This is a genomic window from Paenibacillus sp. NPDC056933 (genome assembly GCF_042674385.1).
Lineage (GTDB): Bacteria > Bacillota > Bacilli > Paenibacillales > Paenibacillaceae > Paenibacillus.
In genome coordinates this window covers 3,317,876-3,336,531 of the sequence record NZ_JBHUQN010000001.1, presented here as the reverse complement: position 1 = coordinate 3,336,531, position 18,656 = coordinate 3,317,876, and the positions used below count along the sequence as shown (strand labels likewise).

Here is an 18,656-nt window from a genome sequence, read left to right as displayed (position 1 = left end):
GTACGCCAGATTGTCATTGGTAAAGGATAAGGAGTCGCTCCATCAAGCGTTACTCATCAACTAAATCCCCCCAGGTACAGTGCACGTGAGCTTACGTTTATGAACGTGAGCTTCACACACTGTAGACTGGGGTCTTTAGTATGTTCTGACTATGTATTCGATGGTGTTGCCTCGCATAGTTAAACATGCAAACAGGCATAAACATAAACAAAAAGGGCTCTCCCATAAGTCATGAGCATGACATGACGGGGGACGCCTATTGTTAGCGGTATCTTGCTCTAATGAATCTGGCACACGTTAATTGCTACCATTTGCACAGTTCTGAGATGTAACGAATCACAGAGACGTTATTTCGTCAATTTGCTTGATTTTTAGGCCCTGACGCCGTTTTGCACCAAAATAACGTCACTGAAGTTCGTTAGAAATTGCTTGCCTTGAAAATCCGCATTAGGGTGCGATAGATTCGTTAGCGCTTTGAGGCGAGAATGGAATCAATCCCTTTCGAGCCCCACCTAAATTAACATCGTTATACTGACCTGCGCCAGTTGGAACGATACATCAGATACAGGAAGTACGGCGTTCCAATGATCGCAATGAGTATGCCTGATGGGATCTCTGTTGGCGCCATGACCGTTCTGCCGATCGTATCGGCCAATACCAGCATGACTGCCCCCGCCAATGCGGATAAAAACATGGATCGTCTTAATTTATGTCCCGTCAGTAGCCGAACCATATGTGGTGCAATCAGACCAATAAAACCAACGGTCCCTACACAAGCAACAGCTCCTGCTGCCAGCAGCACACCCGTCGTCATGGCCAGTAATCGTGTACGACGTACACTCAGTCCAAGTCCTGATGCACTATTATCGTCGAATACCAACAATTCGAATCTGCGAGCAAGCCACCAAGCCACCGGAACCAGGATAACTAAAAATATACCGATTGTCCTCACCTGATCCCAGGTACGGGCATAGGTACTTCCGGTCAGCCAGATATATCCGCTGCTGCCATATACCGCACCACGTACAATCAGAATCTGAATACCTGCTCCAGCAATGGCAGACATCGCGATCCCCAGCAACACAACCGCAGACGGGTTAAGCCCTTTCTTCCAAGAGAGAGAGAATACAACCACTGCGGCGATGGCTGCACCGATGATTGCCGCTATGGGCAACAAATAAACAGGAAGACCTGGCAACAAAATAATGACCATCATCGCCCCAAGCCCTGCGCCAGAGGATACACCTACAATGGAAGCATCCGCCAGCGGATTACGTACTGCCATCTGAATGAGTACACCGCTGATGGCCAGTGCAGCACCCGCACCTGCGGCTACAAGCGTACGCGGAATGCGAAGCTGAATCAACGCGGAGAACAGTCCATCCGATTGGAACAAACTCGGCAACAGATCGGCCAATGGAATTCGCATGCCGCCAAACATCGTACTGAGCAAAATCAGAAGCACGGTTATAACCGAAAATAATATGGCCATCGGGCCGAATGCAAAATGACGTGAAGGCGCTCCTGTACTCATTGAAGCGGACATGCCCGACCCGTTTGCTGTCTTCATGCGTGTAAGTACAAGCCAGATCAGCCATGGCGCACCAATGATCGCCATTACAGCCCCTGTCGGCAGCTCCATGCTGGAGTTATGCACCATCTTGGCGAGTACGTCTGCACCAATCAGGAGCGCCGCTCCCCATATAAAAACACCGGGTAACAGTAATCGATTGGAACGTACACCACTCAATCGAACCAGATGCGGTGCCACGAGTCCCACGAAGCCAATTGGCCCGATTACACTGACGATCACCGCTGCCAGCAATACCGCGATAATCAAACCACCGGCACGAGCGAGTCCAACCTTTAGACCCAAAGAGGAGGCCGTGGATTCATCCAGCTCCAGCATATCCCACTGTCTGGACAAGATTAGCGCGAGAATGGTAATACCAATTACCCAAGGCCAAGCATAAGTTACGCCACTCCAATCATTCTGAACGAGTGTTCCCGAACCCCAAAGAAAAAGTCCCTGCGTTTCCATGGAGAAAAAAATATGCAGTGCGCTTGTAAATGAACCAAGCACCATCGACACGATCATACCGGATAACGCCAGTCGAACGGGGCTGGATCTTCGTCCTCCGCCCATGAAATAAGCTGCGAATGCCGCAAGCAACCCCCCAAGAGCTGCGAATAGAAAAGGCGACTGACTCAATAGGCCCGGAAAGAGAATGGCTCCCAGCACCACGATAAAATATGCTCCTGCATTAATACCCAGTGTGTCTGACGCAGCGAGCGGATTTCGAGTGATCGTCTGCAACAGCGCTCCCGCAACAGCTAGCGCCCCTCCCGAGATAATACCAATTACCGTACGTGGCATGCGCAAATCCCAAATCATATTGTGTTCCAATGTATTCTGTCTGCCCGTAAGTGCGTCCCAAACGGTGTGCAATGAAATGGCTGCCTCTCCATAACAAAGGCTTACAAAAAAAAGCACGATGAGAGCGGATAGACCGCCCCCATATATGCTTATTGTGCGCCAGTTCATAGCTGGCTTTGCTCCCTGAACCGAACTCATTTGGTGATCGCCTCAACAACCCCGTCAACTAAGACTTTGGAGGAGATCGGTCCACCAAATGTCCAAGTTGTACTATCGAGTTGATAAATACGTTTATCCTTCACAAAGTTCAGCCCATTCCAAACCGAGTTATCTTTCATCGCTGTGCCAAAAACATCATCGTCTGGCTGTGTAATATAAATGAAATTACTGTCCTGTACAGTCGACAGGGATTCAATACCTACAGTAGAGAAGCCATACCCTTCAAGCTTGTCCGGCTGCCAATCGTTAACCATACCGATCTTGTCCAATGTGCCAATGACGACCGAATTATCGGTAAACATGCGAAGACTTGCTGCATTTTGATACGTGAATGCCTGTGTCAGAGCAAAGTGGAAATTATCTTTACCTGCAGCAGCCAGCTTTTCTTTGGCTTCTACATAATGCTGATCGAGTTCATCGAGTACCTTCTTCGCTTGGTCTTCTTTTCCAAGAGCAACCGCGATATTGTTGAACGTTTCCGTCATTTTGTCATAAGTATAGCCATCACCCGTATACAGGTCATATTCAAGCGTTGGTGCAATGGCATTGAGCTGATCATAGATATTCGAATTTGAATTGGCGATAATCAGATCCGGCTTCAAGGCTGCAATCGCCTCCAGATTTGGCTCGTCACGTGTTCCAACATCCGTCACCGTGTCATCCAGAGCTGCTTCGGGAGTCACATAGACTTTATAGTTGGCGTTGTCTGCACTACCTACTGGCTGAACACCCAGTGCAACTACATCTTCCGTATATGTCCATTCCAGTGTAACAACTCTCTTAGCTGGTTTGTCCAGTTTGAGCTCTCCACCACTATGCTTAACAGTAACAGGACCTGCTGTCTCTTCAGCCGGAGCACTACCGGAATCGGCATCCTGACTTGGTTCAGTAGTACTATTGGTTTTACCGCAACCTGCCAGAACCAACACAAACGCCAGCATGATTAGAAGTCCGTTCAAGCTTTTTTTCATATCTCTTTCTCCCCTGTTTATATGTATTTATATGATAACAATTATCATTATCACTTATGGATTATCCTGTAGAATTGCGATTTTGTCAATTCAAAAGAGTTATTATTATCATTTATAATCGCTCCCGTCACAATATGAGGAGTAAAAAATGAAAGAACCCGCGATCTAGGCGGGCTCTCCAGCGTACAAGAAACATCCTGCTCTCCGATGGGAAAGATGGACTGGGTCCCATTGTGGAAAACAGGGATCATTCGAAGATATTCCGTATCTTCTCTTTCCCATAACTAACTCAACTGCATCGTTGTAATGCATGTATTATCTTCTTCATATGTAGACAGCTGTGTCTCTGCGACCTTACCATCGTGCACCACACGAATGAGGTATGACTTATCCCTGGCTAACCAGAAATCCATAAAACCATTGGAACCGGCTTTTATCTCAGCATCTTTCATCAGCGTATTGCCTTCGGAGTCATGGATCGTCACCATGAATTTCTTATTTTTCATTTCGCCCTGGCATCCGGTCAGGCTATGAATTGCACAAGGGTGAGTTTGCTCCAAGTAAGGCGCAATGGAAAGAAAAAACTCATTTTCAGGCAAATCGTAGGTTGTCGTTTCGTTATCCTTATCGGTAACCGTTAATTGAGTCGCGTTGATCGAGGCAGATTCCGGTGTCTCTTTGCCTGTGCTGATATCTTCTACCAATTTTCTAATATTGGGTGCTTCGGCGTTACCTGCCTCCTCCCTCCCCACATTACCAGTAATCAGATAGGCTCCCAGCACAATGACAACTACTAAACTGGCAAAGATCCACATTTGTTTTTTCATCTGACGTTCATCTCCTCGTCCGTTTAGGTTTATTATAAGGGAGAACGTACCATCATGGACTTAATCGACATGGAGTTCACCAGATATTCACATATCTGTATGCTCCATTCGCATCATGTTAGATGGTCATTGAGGCTCTATAAAAACTGCCAAAAACCGGCGATCGGGTCACTCCATTGTCCTTCATCGAATTTGACATATAAGTACAGTGCTCCATAAGCTTGTACGCATAAGGGTATAGTCTCTTCCTGACAAATGTTGTGCATATGGGCTACCGCTCGCACGATGGTGACATGGTAAGCCTATCATGGCATGTTCCTATCCAATCCTATATAATAATATAAATTCTGGAAATCACTTTGAACAAGTTGAATCAATTATACGTGTCTAACCCATTCTAACTTGAGGAGCAGGAGGAATTTCCATTGAAATGGCACCGTATACATAAACAAAAACCTAATGCTATACATTCCGTCGACTGGACCGGGTTGGTCCCGAAACATATCGCGATCATGATGGATGGAAATGGGAGATGGGCGACGAGAAGAGGGTTGCCCAGAAGTGCCGGACACTATGCAGGAATGCAGACGATGCGGGAAGTGATAAGCATGTGCCACAAAAACGGGATCGCCTCTCTAACCCTATATGCGTTCTCTACTGAAAACTGGAAAAGACCCAAGGAAGAGGTCGACTACATCATTAGTCTGGTGGTCGAATTTGTACAGGATACAACGGTCCAGGAATTGAATCAGAATAATATTAAAGTTAATTTTATTGGTGATATCTCGAAATTCCCAGAAGAAACACAGGAAGCAATGCGCAAAGTAGTGGATCTTACCCAAACTAATAGCGGAATGGCCGTGTACTTTGCGATGAATTATGGAGGAAAAAACGATATTGTGCAAGCCATCAAAATGTACATTGAAGAGAACAAGGAAACCTCGGAAATCTCCGAGGCGGAATTCGAAAAGTTTTTGTATACAGGACAGAATCCTGCCCCCGATCTGCTGATCCGGACAAGTGGAGAGAAACGGCTAAGCAATTTTCTATTATGGCAAGCCGCCTATTCCGAACTATGGTTTACGGATGTGATGTGGCCGGACTTCAACGAACTATTGTTATATGAATCCATCCTGGATTATCAGCAGCGCAAGCAAAGAGCATTAGACGATGTAACAAAATAATTCATCTTTGTTCCTGTCGATCCTCAGCCTAGATGTGCTTTTTTAACCAGGGCTGGATAACAGGGAGAACGGTACTGGGCTGCATTGCTTTGGTGTGATCCATATCCTCTCCCTTGATGATTTCGACGGTCCAGCCGAAGTTTTCAAGAATTTTTTTATTCTTTTGCAACAATCCAGCAATATCCACTGTCACATTCCCAAACTTTTCACCATATACAATTGTATCTTTCTCACCTGCAAAAGTTAATCTCGGGATACTCAGCTGATCTTGAATGAGTTGGTCATCAAAATCCAATAAACTTTGGTACATGGTGACGAATTGTTTCGTTTGAGCCGGATCAATTTTGATCTGAATGTTGTCCCAGTCGACCTCATCCGGGTACATCTGCTCCGAGTTCATCGATGCTTGTCCTTCTTGTTCATGTTCCAATTTCCCATGTTGCTTCAATGCTTCTTCATATGTCCTTGCCGTAACTACTCGCATTTCCTCATAAGGTCCTTTATATGGCGGGAATCCTCCCATAATAAGACTTTCGATCCGGTCGGTCCGAAGTGCGAGTTGCAACCCGACAAGGGCCAGCCAAGAGTATCCGTAATAACTGAATTGATTCACATTCATTTGATCTGCAATTCGTAATAAATCCTGGGTTATATGTTCGGGTGTGAAATGATCCGGATAAGGATGTGCCATATAGTGTCCTTCATAATCAAAATGCAGAATCTGATATTCATCCGAAAGTCCAGCAATAAACTTTGCACCCAATTCAGGATCAACACCCCATAACTTTAAGGTTTCGGCTACTTGTCCGGTTACGGACTTTTTAGCGATGGGTAGCATAATGAATTTGCGATCGGAATTTCCGGTTAGACCCACTTCCAGCTCTGAACCATTTTTCATCTTAATCATTTTCTTCAATTGAACCACTCCTTTGCAGAGTAAAACATTATATGCGTTTTTTGGGACTATCCATGTTTTAACCAGAGCTTCCTCTTGCTTAAGTATCTTGTCCAGCTTGAAGGTGTCGAACGGCATATCTCAGTGACCTTCATACCTTCGGTAGCTACCAACACCGTGATTCTCTTACAAGACTTGAGGGCTTGGCTTCGGAAACGGAGAGAGCGGCGGCGATGTCTGTTAACTTCATCGTACCGCCACTCTTCAGCCCCTTCGATCATTCAAACTATCTTTTAGAATAAATAGACTTATCGACTGGATAAAAGACATAAACTTTTATTTTTATGCTCACATAAACTATATTAAGAATTGGAAACAGGACCAGCTGGGCCAACTGCTCCGATCGCGCCAGCCGGACCGGCTGGTCCCGGTATACCAGGGACCCCTTGCAGTCCGGCTGGTCCCGGTATCCCTTGAGCTCCAGTCGCTCCTTTGGTACCTATCGGTCCAAGTTGGCCAGGAATCCCTGGAGAGCCTTGCGGTGCATTAATCACAATTTTAGGTTTAACCCTAAAAAAAATCTTACCCTTAACACCACAATGCAATTGTTTTTTTAATTTACGTCTACAAATACGTTTCCCATGACGATTTATCAATTAGCTCACCTCCGTGATATTTCTCCTCATACTATGTGTAACAATCACGGGGGCATAGACAGTTAACCATAATTCGGAAAATTATAGTGCCTATTATGAGAAAAGTTGTCTATTAAATCGATTAATTCACATCACATCCTTCTGCTGTTCAATGTCCACCTCCCCACCATTTCAGTTTTTTTTGCAATTTAATTATTTTCTTTTTAGTGACTACTCCTTTGCAGTTTATACATTCAGTCTATAACATTGATGCAATATTCCGGTTTTCATTATAAAATGCGGATCAAATATGGACTTTGGCGCGTTATATGTTAGTGTAGCACTTGAAGGTTTTACTTGAAAGATGAGGAGTAGAAGCAAATGAACTTTACATATACACCTGGTCAGATTGCAACTGAACTGGCTATTAGCACAACCACGTTGAGACGCTATGAAAAGGAAGGCTTGATTCCCCATGTTCCACGGACCCCAAGCAATCACAGGTACTATACATCCATTCACTTTCAAGCGTTCATCGTGATTCGTTCGTTATTGAAGGGTTATGAGATTCCCGTTGTATATGAAGTGATGAGGAAAGTTAAACGTGGTGAAGTCAACGACGCACTTTGGCTCGTGAACCAGCAGTTGTATAACAGCCAACTGGAGAAACAACGGGTTGATGAAATATGGAGCATGATTCAACAGACCAATTTTTCAGAATATAGGAATGTTAAAATTACGAATGCATTGACGATTGGGAAAGTCGCTGAAGTAGCGGGGGTCAACACCTCTGCCATCAGGCATTGGGAAAATGAAGGGTTAATTCGTTCGGAACGGGACAAGCACAATGGTTATCGAATGTACACCAGAGCTGATCTGAGAAAGATATTGGTCATAAGCAGTTTGCGAAAATCCGTCTATTACATTGAACATATGAAAGAACTTTTAAACTCGCTGGATACTCAGAATTACACCCACATCCAGAACGCCTTCCAGCTTGCTTTGCAAAAGCTAAACAAGCAACTGACGCTTCAATTTGCAGGAATAAAGGAACTTATGAGATATATTGAATTACATCCAGGAACTACAAAGGTAACGTCGAGTTAATACTTCTTCTAAACTTCTGGTCCACTACCATATTGGCTTATTCAACAGAGAAAAATTAGTTTCCAAGAAAGAAAACGTGCAATCAGCGCACACCAGAACTAAACGATGCACGCTGTTAAATCACACAAATAAGTGTTCATATTTCCGAATTTGAAATTTTAAAATTTGTGATATTCTTCCAAGCTCACGTTCATGTTCTTCAATGAATTGTATAACTGAAGATCGATCGAATTGAAGATTTGTTTCAAGCGCGCGTGCTTGTTTTGAAAAATCACTGCTAAATGGCTTTGCTTTGATTTTACGCAATGCAACACTTGTTGGCATACTCATGGGATAGTCCGTTGTATCAGACAGAAGGCTTAAACCATGATCAAACAGCGGACAGAGTCTATAACCCTTAGGACCATGTATAAAAGCAATATTATTCAGATGTCGGTCTTCATTTAACAAAATAGCATCCAAAGGTAACATCAGTGAGAAGTACTCTAGCGTATCTAATTTCAATACATCGTTGAGAAACTCAACAACGGATAACACTAAATCTCGTGTGCTCTGTCCCTGCTGTAAATCATCAAATTTAACACCATAGCTCTCCAAAATGCGATGCAAAGTAATAATACTCTCTCCTGGATGAAGAAAATCTTCAGAGTAGCAGCCCTCATACTTGATGTTGTCCTCTATCAGAACACATTGTTTGTAAGGAACTTTAAGTTGTGTAGGGATGTTGGAACGATGAATCAACTCGAACGCTACCCATTCTGCCAATCCCTCATACCCAAACTTATTAGCTTTCGCCCACTTATCATCAATTTTCCATTTTAGTTGGTCACCCTTGCTACTACTCACAAAAGTTTGACGAATATTCTTGTTCACCTGCAAAACGGGGATGGACATCGGCACAGGTCAACTCCTCATTAGAAAATCGAATCCATACATAATCATCATATAACACGCCATGTGTTTGTTTTACGATTTCCGAAGCTACATAATCATTCAGACCCAATGATTGCAAAATTTTATCGGCATGGTGTCTGGTGCGAGGGAAACATCTGGATTCAAAGTAATCCAGTACATCGCCTACGGTCACCTTTGACTTGTTTGGAAAGGGAAGAAAAACAGGCAATACATTGTGGTCTTGCCATACTTCAACCGTTTGATTTCTATAATCCAGCTTCACTTTAGCAATGACTCGATCATGCTCCAAAACCTCAAACTCAAGAGGAGGAGCGATAACTTTGTTAATTTTCCTCATATGCTTCCCCCATCATTTTTTCAACTAACAGATTTTGATATTATTCGACAACATTATATCATTTCTTGGATCAAATTATATTTCATCCGTCTAAATTCTCAGATATAAAAAAATAACCGTGACTCCCAAAAGGGAGCACAGCTATTTTTTAGTTTTCTAATTATCGAGATATAATTTCAAATCAGTTTTCAGACGTAAGATTGTGTTTGAATATTGTTCTATTCTTTCTTGTAATCTTATACGTTCATGCTCATTACCAGTAAAACTTATTCTTTTAAAAATATCTTTTGCGTTATTTATATCTTGGACATAGGTATTAATTTTGCTTTTCCCCCTATATCTCATACTATCCCCATCTATTTCGAGAAGTGCATCAGACAGCCTTTTATCAGGATCTACTAAAAAACTTTTTAATTGTTCAATGTTAGCTTTGTGGATAAATGAGTCCGTTTTAAGATCCAATATTCCAACTAATCCCCTCTCAATTTTGGACAACATTGTTGTCCTCACTGTATCCAATTTGTTATCTTCTACTATTTCAGGTTTTGATCTATTTAAATTATTCAACCATTGTATTAAATATGCTAGTGCGGAGATCGATATTTTATTATTGGCCAAACTTTGTTCGATTTCAGAATGTGGATAATAGCTAAATACCTTTACTCTTGCCGATACAAAAGCAACACTTTTGTTCATTTTGCGTGCGAGCTCACTAAACGAGCACTTTTCCCAATAAATCCACATATCGTAAGTGTGTTTAGCCCATTCATATACACTCCAATCTGATTTGCCACCTTGGACTGATCCTAATCTTTCTTGTTCTTCTTGGATACTTTGTGGCGGCTCAACTAGATACACTGGAATTGTTCTTTGCATTAATTTTTTTGCTGCATGCCATCTTCGATGACCTGATAGAATTACATACTTATGGTCTCTTTCATAGCAGGTTATAGGAACCTCAAATCCTTTGTCTTTAATTACTCGTTGTAATTCTTCAGTTTTAATTGTGTTATCCATTCGTGGGTTCAACGGATTTGGTATAACATCCTTTATATCCGCCCTTATTAACTTGGAATAGTTAGTCAAGTCAAACTCCCTCCTTGTAATTCAAGGCTCTTACTCTTTAACATTTCCATTAAATCATTTAACTCGTCTATTAATATTTGTGCTTCTTTCCGATCCTTACATTCGATTTTTTGAATAGTTGCTATCGAATCATCCATTGTTTTATATATTCCGTTGTAATCATCATCTTTTCCCGAACGATTGATCGTCATTTCGATCTCTGATTGTTTCAACGTTTTGGTAGTGTCCGAAAGAAAGGATATAATCTCTTTTTCACTAGCATTACACACGAAATTTCTATCATTCATAATGTTGCTATTAAAACATTTGTTTTCGTATTTTTTTAACATTTGTTTTCTTATAAAATCCTCATCTAGCGATTTAACCAAGTTAGGATGAAATTCACACAACCGCTTAATCCAGGTAATGATATAGTCAAGCATAGAGATCGAATACATACCATTTTTCAGTTTGTCTTCAATTTCAACACGTAAATAATATTTGTAAACGCGGATTTTTGCAGCTATTTTCGTTCTGGGTACACCTATTTTTTTTGAAAATTCTTCATATGCAATACCCCCGCTGAATATCCAACGATCGTATATGTTTTTCGCTATTTCGTATGGCGTCCATTCCACTTGTACACTTTGTAATGAGCCTAAACGATCTTTCTCCTCAGCAGATGTAGTAGGCGCGTCCACTACAAATACAGGCATCTTATCATGGCCTAATTGTTTTGCCGCATACCATCTACGGTGTCCAGACAGTAAGATGTAGTACTCTCCTTTTTTATAACATGTTACTGGCTCTTCCCAGCCCTTAGTTTCTATTATTTGTTGTATTTGGTTTGTATCAACGGCCAAATCTCTTCTGGGGTTATTGGGATTAGCAAAAATATATTCAATCTGCACCCACTTAAAATCATCAATATTCTGCTGTGGTTGACCATTTATATTGAGTGCTGAAATTTGCATAAGTAACGCCTCGTTTCTATTGATAATTTTTTGGGTGTCGAAATCGCATTTTTTTAATATTTCATCAATATTTATTCTTAATTGAGCTGCGGAGATCGTAAAGTGTTCTATTATATTCTCTCTGCTATAGCCTTCTATTAGCTTGTCAGCAACTTTCTGTTCTATAGTAGAAAAGCTTCCTACGCTTTCGATTTGAAATATCTGATCCTGATTTTCTTCAACCGCTATCACATCTATAAGCTGTCTTTCATCCTGGCTTCCTTGGTTTGAATTAATTGATTCATACAAGTATAGCTGACGTCTAATTACATAAAAATGCATAGCTTGAACGGCCATATTGTAAGAACATCCGAGTTCTTGAGAGATAACACCTGGTGACATTCCTAATAGATTCCGACTCATTATTTTAAGGATTATGCTGTTTATTTTTTGGCTAGGTCGTACAATATTGTAGTGTTGTATTGTAAACTCTATCATTCTTCCCTTTACAAATTTATAAGCATAACGCCAGAAAAATTCTTTTCCTTTTTTAAAATTGAATTTCGAATACGCCTCTATAACTCCTAAATAGCCTTGTTGTGTAAGATCGTCCAACAGCCACTTGTCATATAACATTCTAGAGTAGAAAAATTTTCTTGCTGTTCTTTTTACGTTTTTAGCATGTTTATCTATGACTTCTTCTATTGTTATCTCTGTGGATTGAGGCTGATTCAAACGCAAGTCCCCCTCTCCAGATATCATCATTTCTATAATTATAATTTAATAGTTGAGGGAAATCTTTCATTCGTCAAAGGTTCTAACTTATCAACAGCAAAGTGGTTTTTATGACAAAATATCTTATTTAGATTCCCATAGAAATAATTTAATTCTGGTTGATAAGAACCTTAATATCTCTTTTATTACGAGAATACATAGGATTCCCTCAAAAAAAGCCCGATGCATGTTCGATAAAATATCGACACAGATCTGGCTCTTGCTAAGAGACGTTAACTCTTCTACTTATACAGTTTTTATTTGCTTGAAATAACCTTATTTTTCTCAAAAAACGAGTAACTGATATCTGAGATACTCCTTGGAGGCATACAACGGGTGTCCAATTGTATGCCAGTTCCTAGGTTCAAAAGCGCTTAGTGCGAGAGAACATCCCTTTCGGGGCAAGTCCTCATACTTTTTATTTTATGAATCATTTTCTCTACTCCACTGCGTACTCCAATTTACATTTATTGTTTCAGATAGCCGCACGCATCATCACTACTCACCGCAACTTAAGACAACGCCAGCATGGCGTTCATGTCTTCCTCCGCCGTTGTGATCAGCTTCAGACCAAACAGATCAACGAGCACATCCAGCACACCAGCCGAAATAAACTCTGGCGGTTTTGGTCCAATACGAATGTCCTGAATGCCGAGACTAAACAAGCCGAGCAGGATGGCAACTGCTTTTTGCTCAAACCAGGACAGGACAATGCTGACCGGCAATTCGTTCACCGTACAGCCAAAAGCATCCGCTAAGGCCATTGCAATTTTCACCGTGGAACCGGAGTTGTTGCATTGCCCCAGATCGATATAACGCGGAATGCCCGTATCCCCCACTGTACCGTAATCCACATCATTGAAGCGGAATTTGCCGCAGGATGTGGTCAGAATTACCGTATCATTCGGCAACGATGTAGCCAATTCACGATAATAGTTGCCGCCTTTACCCGGTGCATCGCAGCCTGCAATAACGAAGAAGCGACGGATATGTCCATCCTTTACCGCCTGAATAATCTCGGGAGCAAGTCCAATCACCGTCTCATGGTGGTATCCGGTCGTTAACACTTGCTCGGACTGGATATCAGCCGCAGGCAATGATAACGCTCGTTCAATCAGGGGAGAGAAGTCATCGTCCATAATTTTGGCAACCCCCTCCAAACCAGCCACTTCGTACGAGAAAAAGCGGTCTGCATAGGTTCCCTTAATCGGCATGACACAATTGGTCGTCGCAAGAATGGCACCTGGGAACTGCTCGAACAATCTGCGTTGATCATACCAGGCTTTACCGATATTGCCTTTCAAATGAGCATATTTCTTCAGGGCCGGATATCCATGGGCGGGCAACATTTCTGAATGCGTATAAACGTTGATGCCCTTTCCTTCTGTTTGGCGTAATAGTTCTTCCAGTGCATAGAGATTATGTCCCGTTACCACAATGCACTGTCCTTCGATCCGGTTCTGGCTAACCGTTATCGGCTGAGGAATACCAAAACGGTCTGTATGCGCACGATCCAGTACATCCATAATACGAATCGCTGCATTCCCTACTTTCATCGCCATATCCAGATGTTCCTGCACATTAAAGTTGGAATTGGTTAACGTCATATACAACGCCTCATGTGTAATGCGATCGACCTCAGGATCGTGATAGCCGAGCTGCCGCGCATGTGTTGCATAGGCAGCGATTCCTTTTAGCGCAAAAATCATCGTATCCTGCAAGCTGGCGATCGTTTCATTTTTGCCGCATACGCCAACCACGGTACACCCGCCGCTGGGCGTCTGTTCACACTGATAACAAAACATATGATTCCCCTCCTATTTGGATTAAACGATGTTCGTTATCAAATAGCGTAGCAGACCCATAAGTGACCAAGTGTGATGACGCACACAGTTTTCGATATCCTTCCAAGATCTCTTTCCGTTCCTAAAAAGTGCAACCCACAGAAGATACAACTCGTAATCCTAGCAAACGAATGAGATTCACCAGACACGGAGATTCTACCTATGAAGTTCATCAAAATGATGAAAATTCACTGATTCTTATACGTCTGCAAGGTTATATACACAAAGAAATATAATATCCGAAATCTATGATCCAAGGAGCTGGTCCCCCCATTGCAGCATTACAGACACAGTACAGAGGAGACACTTCAGGACGTACAGAGTTCCAATAACGGACTCACAACCTCCGAAGCTGAGAAGAGACTGGAGACAGAAGGATATAACGAGTTAAAAGGAAAAGCTGCAACACCCATCTGGAAGCTGTTTATTGAAAATTTTAAAGATCCCATGGTCATTGTGCTGCTTATCGCAGCCGCTGTTCAGATCGTCCTTGGACACCTGATCGAATCGCTAATCATTTTTCTCGTCATTCTGTTAAATGCGGTAATCAGTGTTGTGCAGACCAAAAAGGCCGAAAGTTCTCTGGATGCACTCCGGCAAATGTCTGCTCCCGAGGCCAAGGTCATTCGTGATGGACAGAAAAAAACGATACCCGCGCGGAATCTCGTTCCCGGCGATATTGTCCTGCTCGATGCAGGTGATTATGTCCCGGCAGATGGCCGCATTTTGGAATCAGGCAGCTTGCGAATCAACGAAGGCATGCTGACAGGAGAATCCGAAGCAGCAGAGAAACACGCAGATGCCATCCCGGAAGAAGCTCCAATCGGGGATCGCCGCAATATGGCATTCAGTGGATCATTGGTGGTGTATGGTCGGGGTACGCTCGTCATTACGGGTACGGCACTGAAAACGGAAATCGGCAAGATTGCCGAATTAATCGAAAATGCAGAAGCGAAGGAAACCCCGTTACAACGCAAATTGGAATCGTTCAGCAAGAAGCTGGGCTTTTTCATTTTGGGCTTGTCCATCCTCATTTTCGCCATCGAAGCAGGGCGAGTCTGGTTAACGGAAGGAACAGAAAATATCGGCCCCTCTATCGTCAATGCGTTGATGTTCGCTGTGGCCGTAGCTGTCGCCGCCATTCCTGAAGCCCTTTCCTCCATAGTGACGATTGTATTGTCCCTGGGAACGAATAAAATGGCCAAGCAGCACGCCATCATCAGACGTCTTCCTGCCGTGGAAGCCTTGGGTTCTGCCAGCATTATCTGTACCGACAAAACAGGAACGCTTACTCAAAACAAAATGACTGTGGTTGACTATTATATTCCCCATGGCACCAAAGACAAATTCCCGGATGATCCCAAACAGTGGTCTGAAGAGGAGCGCCGATTGTTACATATTGCAGTACTCTGCAATGATTCGAATATTAACCAGGAAGGCAAGGAACTCGGTGATCCCACCGAGGTGGCGCTTATTGCCTTCAGTAACCGGGTGAACAAGGATTACAATGAAATTCGTGACCAGTTCCCGCGTGAAGCCGAGCTTCCTTTTGACTCGGATCGGAAACTGATGAGTACGGTGCATACGTTTGAGGGACAGACGGCTTTGTTGACGAAAGGTGGCCCGGACGTACTGTTCAGTCGCTGTAGCCATGTATTTATAAACGGGGAAGTCCAGCCCTTGACGCCTGAGATTCGTGCACAGTTTGAAGAGAAAAACGAAGCGTTCTCCAAACGTGCCTTCCGTGTGCTGGCTTACGCCTACAAAAAGTTTGATGACAAAAATCAGGTCACGCTAGAGGACGAATATGATCTGACGCTCGTTGGTCTGACGGCCATGATTGATCCACCGCGTGAAGCGGTATATGGTTCCATCGAAGAATCCAAGAAGGCGGGCATTCGCACGATCATGATCACCGGCGATCATAAAACAACAGCCCAGGCCATCGGTATGGATATCGGACTTGCAGGTCCGGACGACCTGGCCCTTACCGGAGCAGAGCTGGACAAACTGTCGGATGAAGAACTCGATCAGCAGCTCGAACATATCTCGGTGTATGCACGCGTCTCTCCTGAAAATAAAATCCGCATCGTGCGTGCATGGCAGCGCAAAGGTAAAGTTGCAGCCATGACCGGAGATGGTGTCAACGACGCCCCTGCACTGAAACAGGCCGACATCGGTGTAGCGATGGGCAGCGGGACAGATGTCGCGAAAGATGCGGCAGCCATGATTTTGACGGATGATAACTTTGTATCCATCGTGAATGCCGTCAGTGTCGGGCGCATGGTGTTTGATAATATCAAAAAAGCCATTGCGTACCTGTTTGCAGGAAACTTGGGCGCGATTATTGCCATATTATTTGCACTTGTGGTCGGTTGGGTGAACCCCTTTACAGCCCTCCAGCTGCTCTTCATCAATCTGGTGAATGACTCCCTGCCTGCCATTGCACTGGGTACCGAAAAAGCTGAACCGGATGTCATGCGGCGCAAACCGCGGGATATTAACGAAGGCATCTTTGCCGGCGGAACGTTGCAGGCTGTTATCACACGTGGTGTTCTAATCGGGGTGGCTGTCATCGTGTCCCAATATATTGGACTTGGGATCTCGGAAGAAATGAGTGTGGCTATGGCCTTTACAACCCTGATTCTGGCACGGAGTCTGCAAACATTTGCAGCGCGTTCCAACACACAGACGATTTTCCAGGTGGGTTTCACCACTAACAAATATGTTCTTGGCTCCATTCTGGTGTGTCTCTGCCTATATGGAATCACACTGATCCCAGGGGTTCGCAGCATCTTCGCCATCCCTTCTGTGTTTGGCTGGAATGAGTTCCTGATGGCAGGAGGACTCGCTCTCGCCGCGGTCATTCTGATGGACATCATCAAATGGATTCGCAATCGTGGCAAACAAACCAGCGCAGCTTAACAGTAACAGGCGTTCCTAATCAACAAAGGGCGCCTGTTTTTGATTACATCAATTTTCCATCCTGCCGCCAGCATGTGCTAGAATTCTGACGAACGTATGACATTATTGCCATATATAAAGATTAGGCGTAAAATGGTTTATTGATTTTGGGTGCCTGTTGACCCAATTGAATTCATAGACAGGAATGGTCATGTGAAAGATAAAATTGTAATGCCTCTCTGGACGTGCTGCCTGTTCATCGTTGTGATGAATACCACCATGTTTAACGTCTCTTTACCCGTTATTATTCACGATCTTCAGATTACATCGGACCTGGGGTCCTGGGTCATTTCTAGCTACTCCATTGGTTATGCCTTGTCGACGGTGATTTACAGTCGATTGTCTGACCGTATTCCGGTGCGCAAGCTGCTGACGGTGGGCTTGCTGATTCTGGGTTTATCTTCATTGCTCGGATTATTTGCACACAGTTTTGCCATCCTACTGATGACACGCATTCTGCAATCTGCGGGTGCAGGAGTTATGGCCGGTTTGGGGCTTGTTATCGCGAGCCGTTACATCCCGGTGGAGCGACGTGGAGCTGCTATCGCATTAATCTCGTCAGGCAGTGCCATGGCGTTTGGGCTTGGCCCCATTGTGGGTGGACTCATTAGTGAGTACTGGGGCTGGAATGGACTTTTTGCCATAACGGTGCTTGTCCTGTTTGCACTACCAGTACTGCTCTATTTTCTACCACGTGAAACGGCCAAGCCGGAGAATCCTTTTGATATGATCGGTGCAGCATTAACCGTCATTAATGCAACCACCCTTTTGGTTGCCATCACCCAGCAGTCATGGCTGTGGTTGGCCGTCGGTGTCCTTTCCCTTGTTGTGCACATCGTGTACATTCGCAGGGCGAGACTTCCCTTTGTAAATCCACATGTATTCCGAACACCAGGGTTTACCCGGCTAATGATCATCGGTTTCTGTGTTCTGGTCGTAAATCTGGGCAATCTGTTCCTGATGCCGCTAGTACTTGCTGATCTGTTTGGACGCTCGTCACTCGCTATTGGTTTGCTGATTGCTCCTGGAGCCATCGTGTCGGCATTCTGTACCCGTTTTGTAGGTCGCTGGATCGACCGTTACGGCAATATGCGTTTTCTGATGATCGGGCACATTTTACTTGCCGCAGTGCTTGCTCTGTTTATGCTGGGACTGAATCAGTCTGCTCTAATTATCACCGGAGGTTATCTCTTCTTCTCCCCGGCTCTCTCCGCCTCGATCGCTTCGCTGAATAACGAGGCATCTCGGATGCTGCCCAAAGCGCACATCGGTTCCGGCATGGGCTTGTTACAGTTGATCCAGTTTTTTGGCGGCTCGGTATCCGTGGCTGTCTGCGGGCTGCTGCTGCACGGCATTCCGGGTGTTCGAGTAGAAGAAGCCTATCATGTTGTATATGGATGTCTGCTCCTGGTCTGTCTGGTCTCACTTGTGATCGTGATCTGGCATAACAAGGCTGCACGATCAACTTCTACGGTTACGATGACTGAGCTTGGATAGGTTGCAAGTATGAAAGTAAGCTACGTCGTTCTAAAAAGCACTTATGTATTCGTTTGAAGTAAAAGGCCCGCGCATGGCGCGAGCCTTTTGTC

14 protein-coding genes are annotated in these 18,656 nt (G+C 43.9%); 4 read left to right on the top strand and 10 right to left on the bottom strand.

The features are described 5' to 3' along the window. Window positions 1-526: 526 nt before the first annotated feature. The 3 genes from ACFTRD_RS14765 to ACFTRD_RS14755 form a co-directional block, all read right to left on the bottom strand. Window positions 527-2,575, bottom strand: coding sequence for an iron ABC transporter permease (locus ACFTRD_RS14765; RefSeq protein WP_379381000.1), 2,049 nt, complete (start codon window positions 2,573-2,575; stop codon window positions 527-529). Next, window positions 2,572-3,567 (bottom strand): ABC transporter substrate-binding protein, encoded by a 996-nt coding sequence (locus ACFTRD_RS14760; RefSeq protein WP_379380998.1) that lies wholly within the window; start codon window positions 3,565-3,567, stop codon window positions 2,572-2,574. Before ACFTRD_RS14760 ends, ACFTRD_RS14765 begins: the two co-directional genes overlap by 4 nt. 284 nt (window positions 3,568-3,851) lie before the next feature. Beyond that, window positions 3,852-4,394: a CueP family metal-binding protein gene (locus ACFTRD_RS14755; protein ID WP_379380996.1), complete on the bottom strand. Its 543-nt coding sequence runs from the start codon at window positions 4,392-4,394 to the stop codon at window positions 3,852-3,854. Between the two features lie 425 nt (window positions 4,395-4,819). Between ACFTRD_RS14755 and ACFTRD_RS14750 the strand changes: the two genes are divergently transcribed. Further along, entirely contained in the window at window positions 4,820-5,578 is a 759-nt protein-coding gene (locus ACFTRD_RS14750) for an undecaprenyl pyrophosphate synthase (RefSeq protein ID WP_379380994.1), read from the top strand. Window positions 5,579-5,606: 28 nt separating this feature from the next. On the opposite strand, the gene ACFTRD_RS14745 is transcribed toward ACFTRD_RS14750, so the two are convergent. Both ACFTRD_RS14745 and ACFTRD_RS14740 read right to left on the bottom strand, forming a co-directional pair. After that, the gene (locus ACFTRD_RS14745; protein WP_379381366.1) at window positions 5,607-6,485 is read right to left on the bottom strand and encodes an alpha/beta fold hydrolase; all 879 of its coding nucleotides are present in this window, start codon (window positions 6,483-6,485) and stop codon (window positions 5,607-5,609) included. Between the two features lie 350 nt (window positions 6,486-6,835). Beyond that, window positions 6,836-7,027, bottom strand: a complete 192-nt coding sequence (locus tag ACFTRD_RS14740; protein WP_379380992.1) for a collagen-like triple helix repeat-containing protein — start codon at window positions 7,025-7,027, stop codon at window positions 6,836-6,838. 462 nt (window positions 7,028-7,489) lie between these two features. Here ACFTRD_RS14740 and ACFTRD_RS14735 point away from each other — a divergent pair, with 462 nt between their 5' ends. Beyond that, window positions 7,490-8,215: a MerR family DNA-binding transcriptional regulator gene (locus tag ACFTRD_RS14735; protein ID WP_379380990.1), complete on the top strand. Its 726-nt coding sequence runs from the start codon at window positions 7,490-7,492 to the stop codon at window positions 8,213-8,215. Window positions 8,216-8,335: 120 nt separating this feature from the next. On the opposite strand, the gene ACFTRD_RS14730 is transcribed toward ACFTRD_RS14735, so the two are convergent. The 5 genes from ACFTRD_RS14730 to hcp all read right to left on the bottom strand — a co-directional run bounded on the left by ACFTRD_RS14730 (window position 8,336) and on the right by hcp (window position 14,064). Then, window positions 8,336-9,115, bottom strand: a complete 780-nt coding sequence (locus tag ACFTRD_RS14730; RefSeq protein WP_379380988.1) for a hypothetical protein — start codon at window positions 9,113-9,115, stop codon at window positions 8,336-8,338. Next, window positions 9,054-9,467, bottom strand: a complete 414-nt coding sequence (locus tag ACFTRD_RS14725) for a hypothetical protein (RefSeq protein WP_379380986.1) — start codon at window positions 9,465-9,467, stop codon at window positions 9,054-9,056. Before ACFTRD_RS14725 ends, ACFTRD_RS14730 begins: the two co-directional genes overlap by 62 nt. A gap of 156 nt (window positions 9,468-9,623) precedes the next feature. Continuing rightward, a complete protein-coding gene (locus ACFTRD_RS14720; protein ID WP_379380984.1) occupies window positions 9,624-10,553 on the bottom strand; it encodes a ParB N-terminal domain-containing protein in 930 nt (309 codons plus the stop codon). After that, window positions 10,550-12,220 (bottom strand): ParB N-terminal domain-containing protein, encoded by a 1,671-nt coding sequence (locus ACFTRD_RS14715; protein WP_379380982.1) that lies wholly within the window; start codon window positions 12,218-12,220, stop codon window positions 10,550-10,552. Before ACFTRD_RS14715 ends, ACFTRD_RS14720 begins: the two co-directional genes overlap by 4 nt. Window positions 12,221-12,771: 551 nt before the next feature. Continuing rightward, window positions 12,772-14,064, bottom strand: coding sequence for a hydroxylamine reductase (hcp, locus tag ACFTRD_RS14710; RefSeq protein ID WP_379380980.1), 1,293 nt, complete (start codon window positions 14,062-14,064; stop codon window positions 12,772-12,774). Between the two features lie 312 nt (window positions 14,065-14,376). Between hcp and ACFTRD_RS14705 the strand changes: the two genes are divergently transcribed. After that, the gene (locus ACFTRD_RS14705) at window positions 14,377-17,028 is read left to right on the top strand and encodes a cation-translocating P-type ATPase (RefSeq protein ID WP_379380978.1); all 2,652 of its coding nucleotides are present in this window, start codon (window positions 14,377-14,379) and stop codon (window positions 17,026-17,028) included. Between the two features lie 192 nt (window positions 17,029-17,220). Continuing rightward, window positions 17,221-18,564: an MFS transporter gene (locus ACFTRD_RS14700; RefSeq protein ID WP_379380976.1), complete on the top strand. Its 1,344-nt coding sequence runs from the start codon at window positions 17,221-17,223 to the stop codon at window positions 18,562-18,564. The last annotated feature ends 92 nt before the right edge of the window (window positions 18,565-18,656 follow it).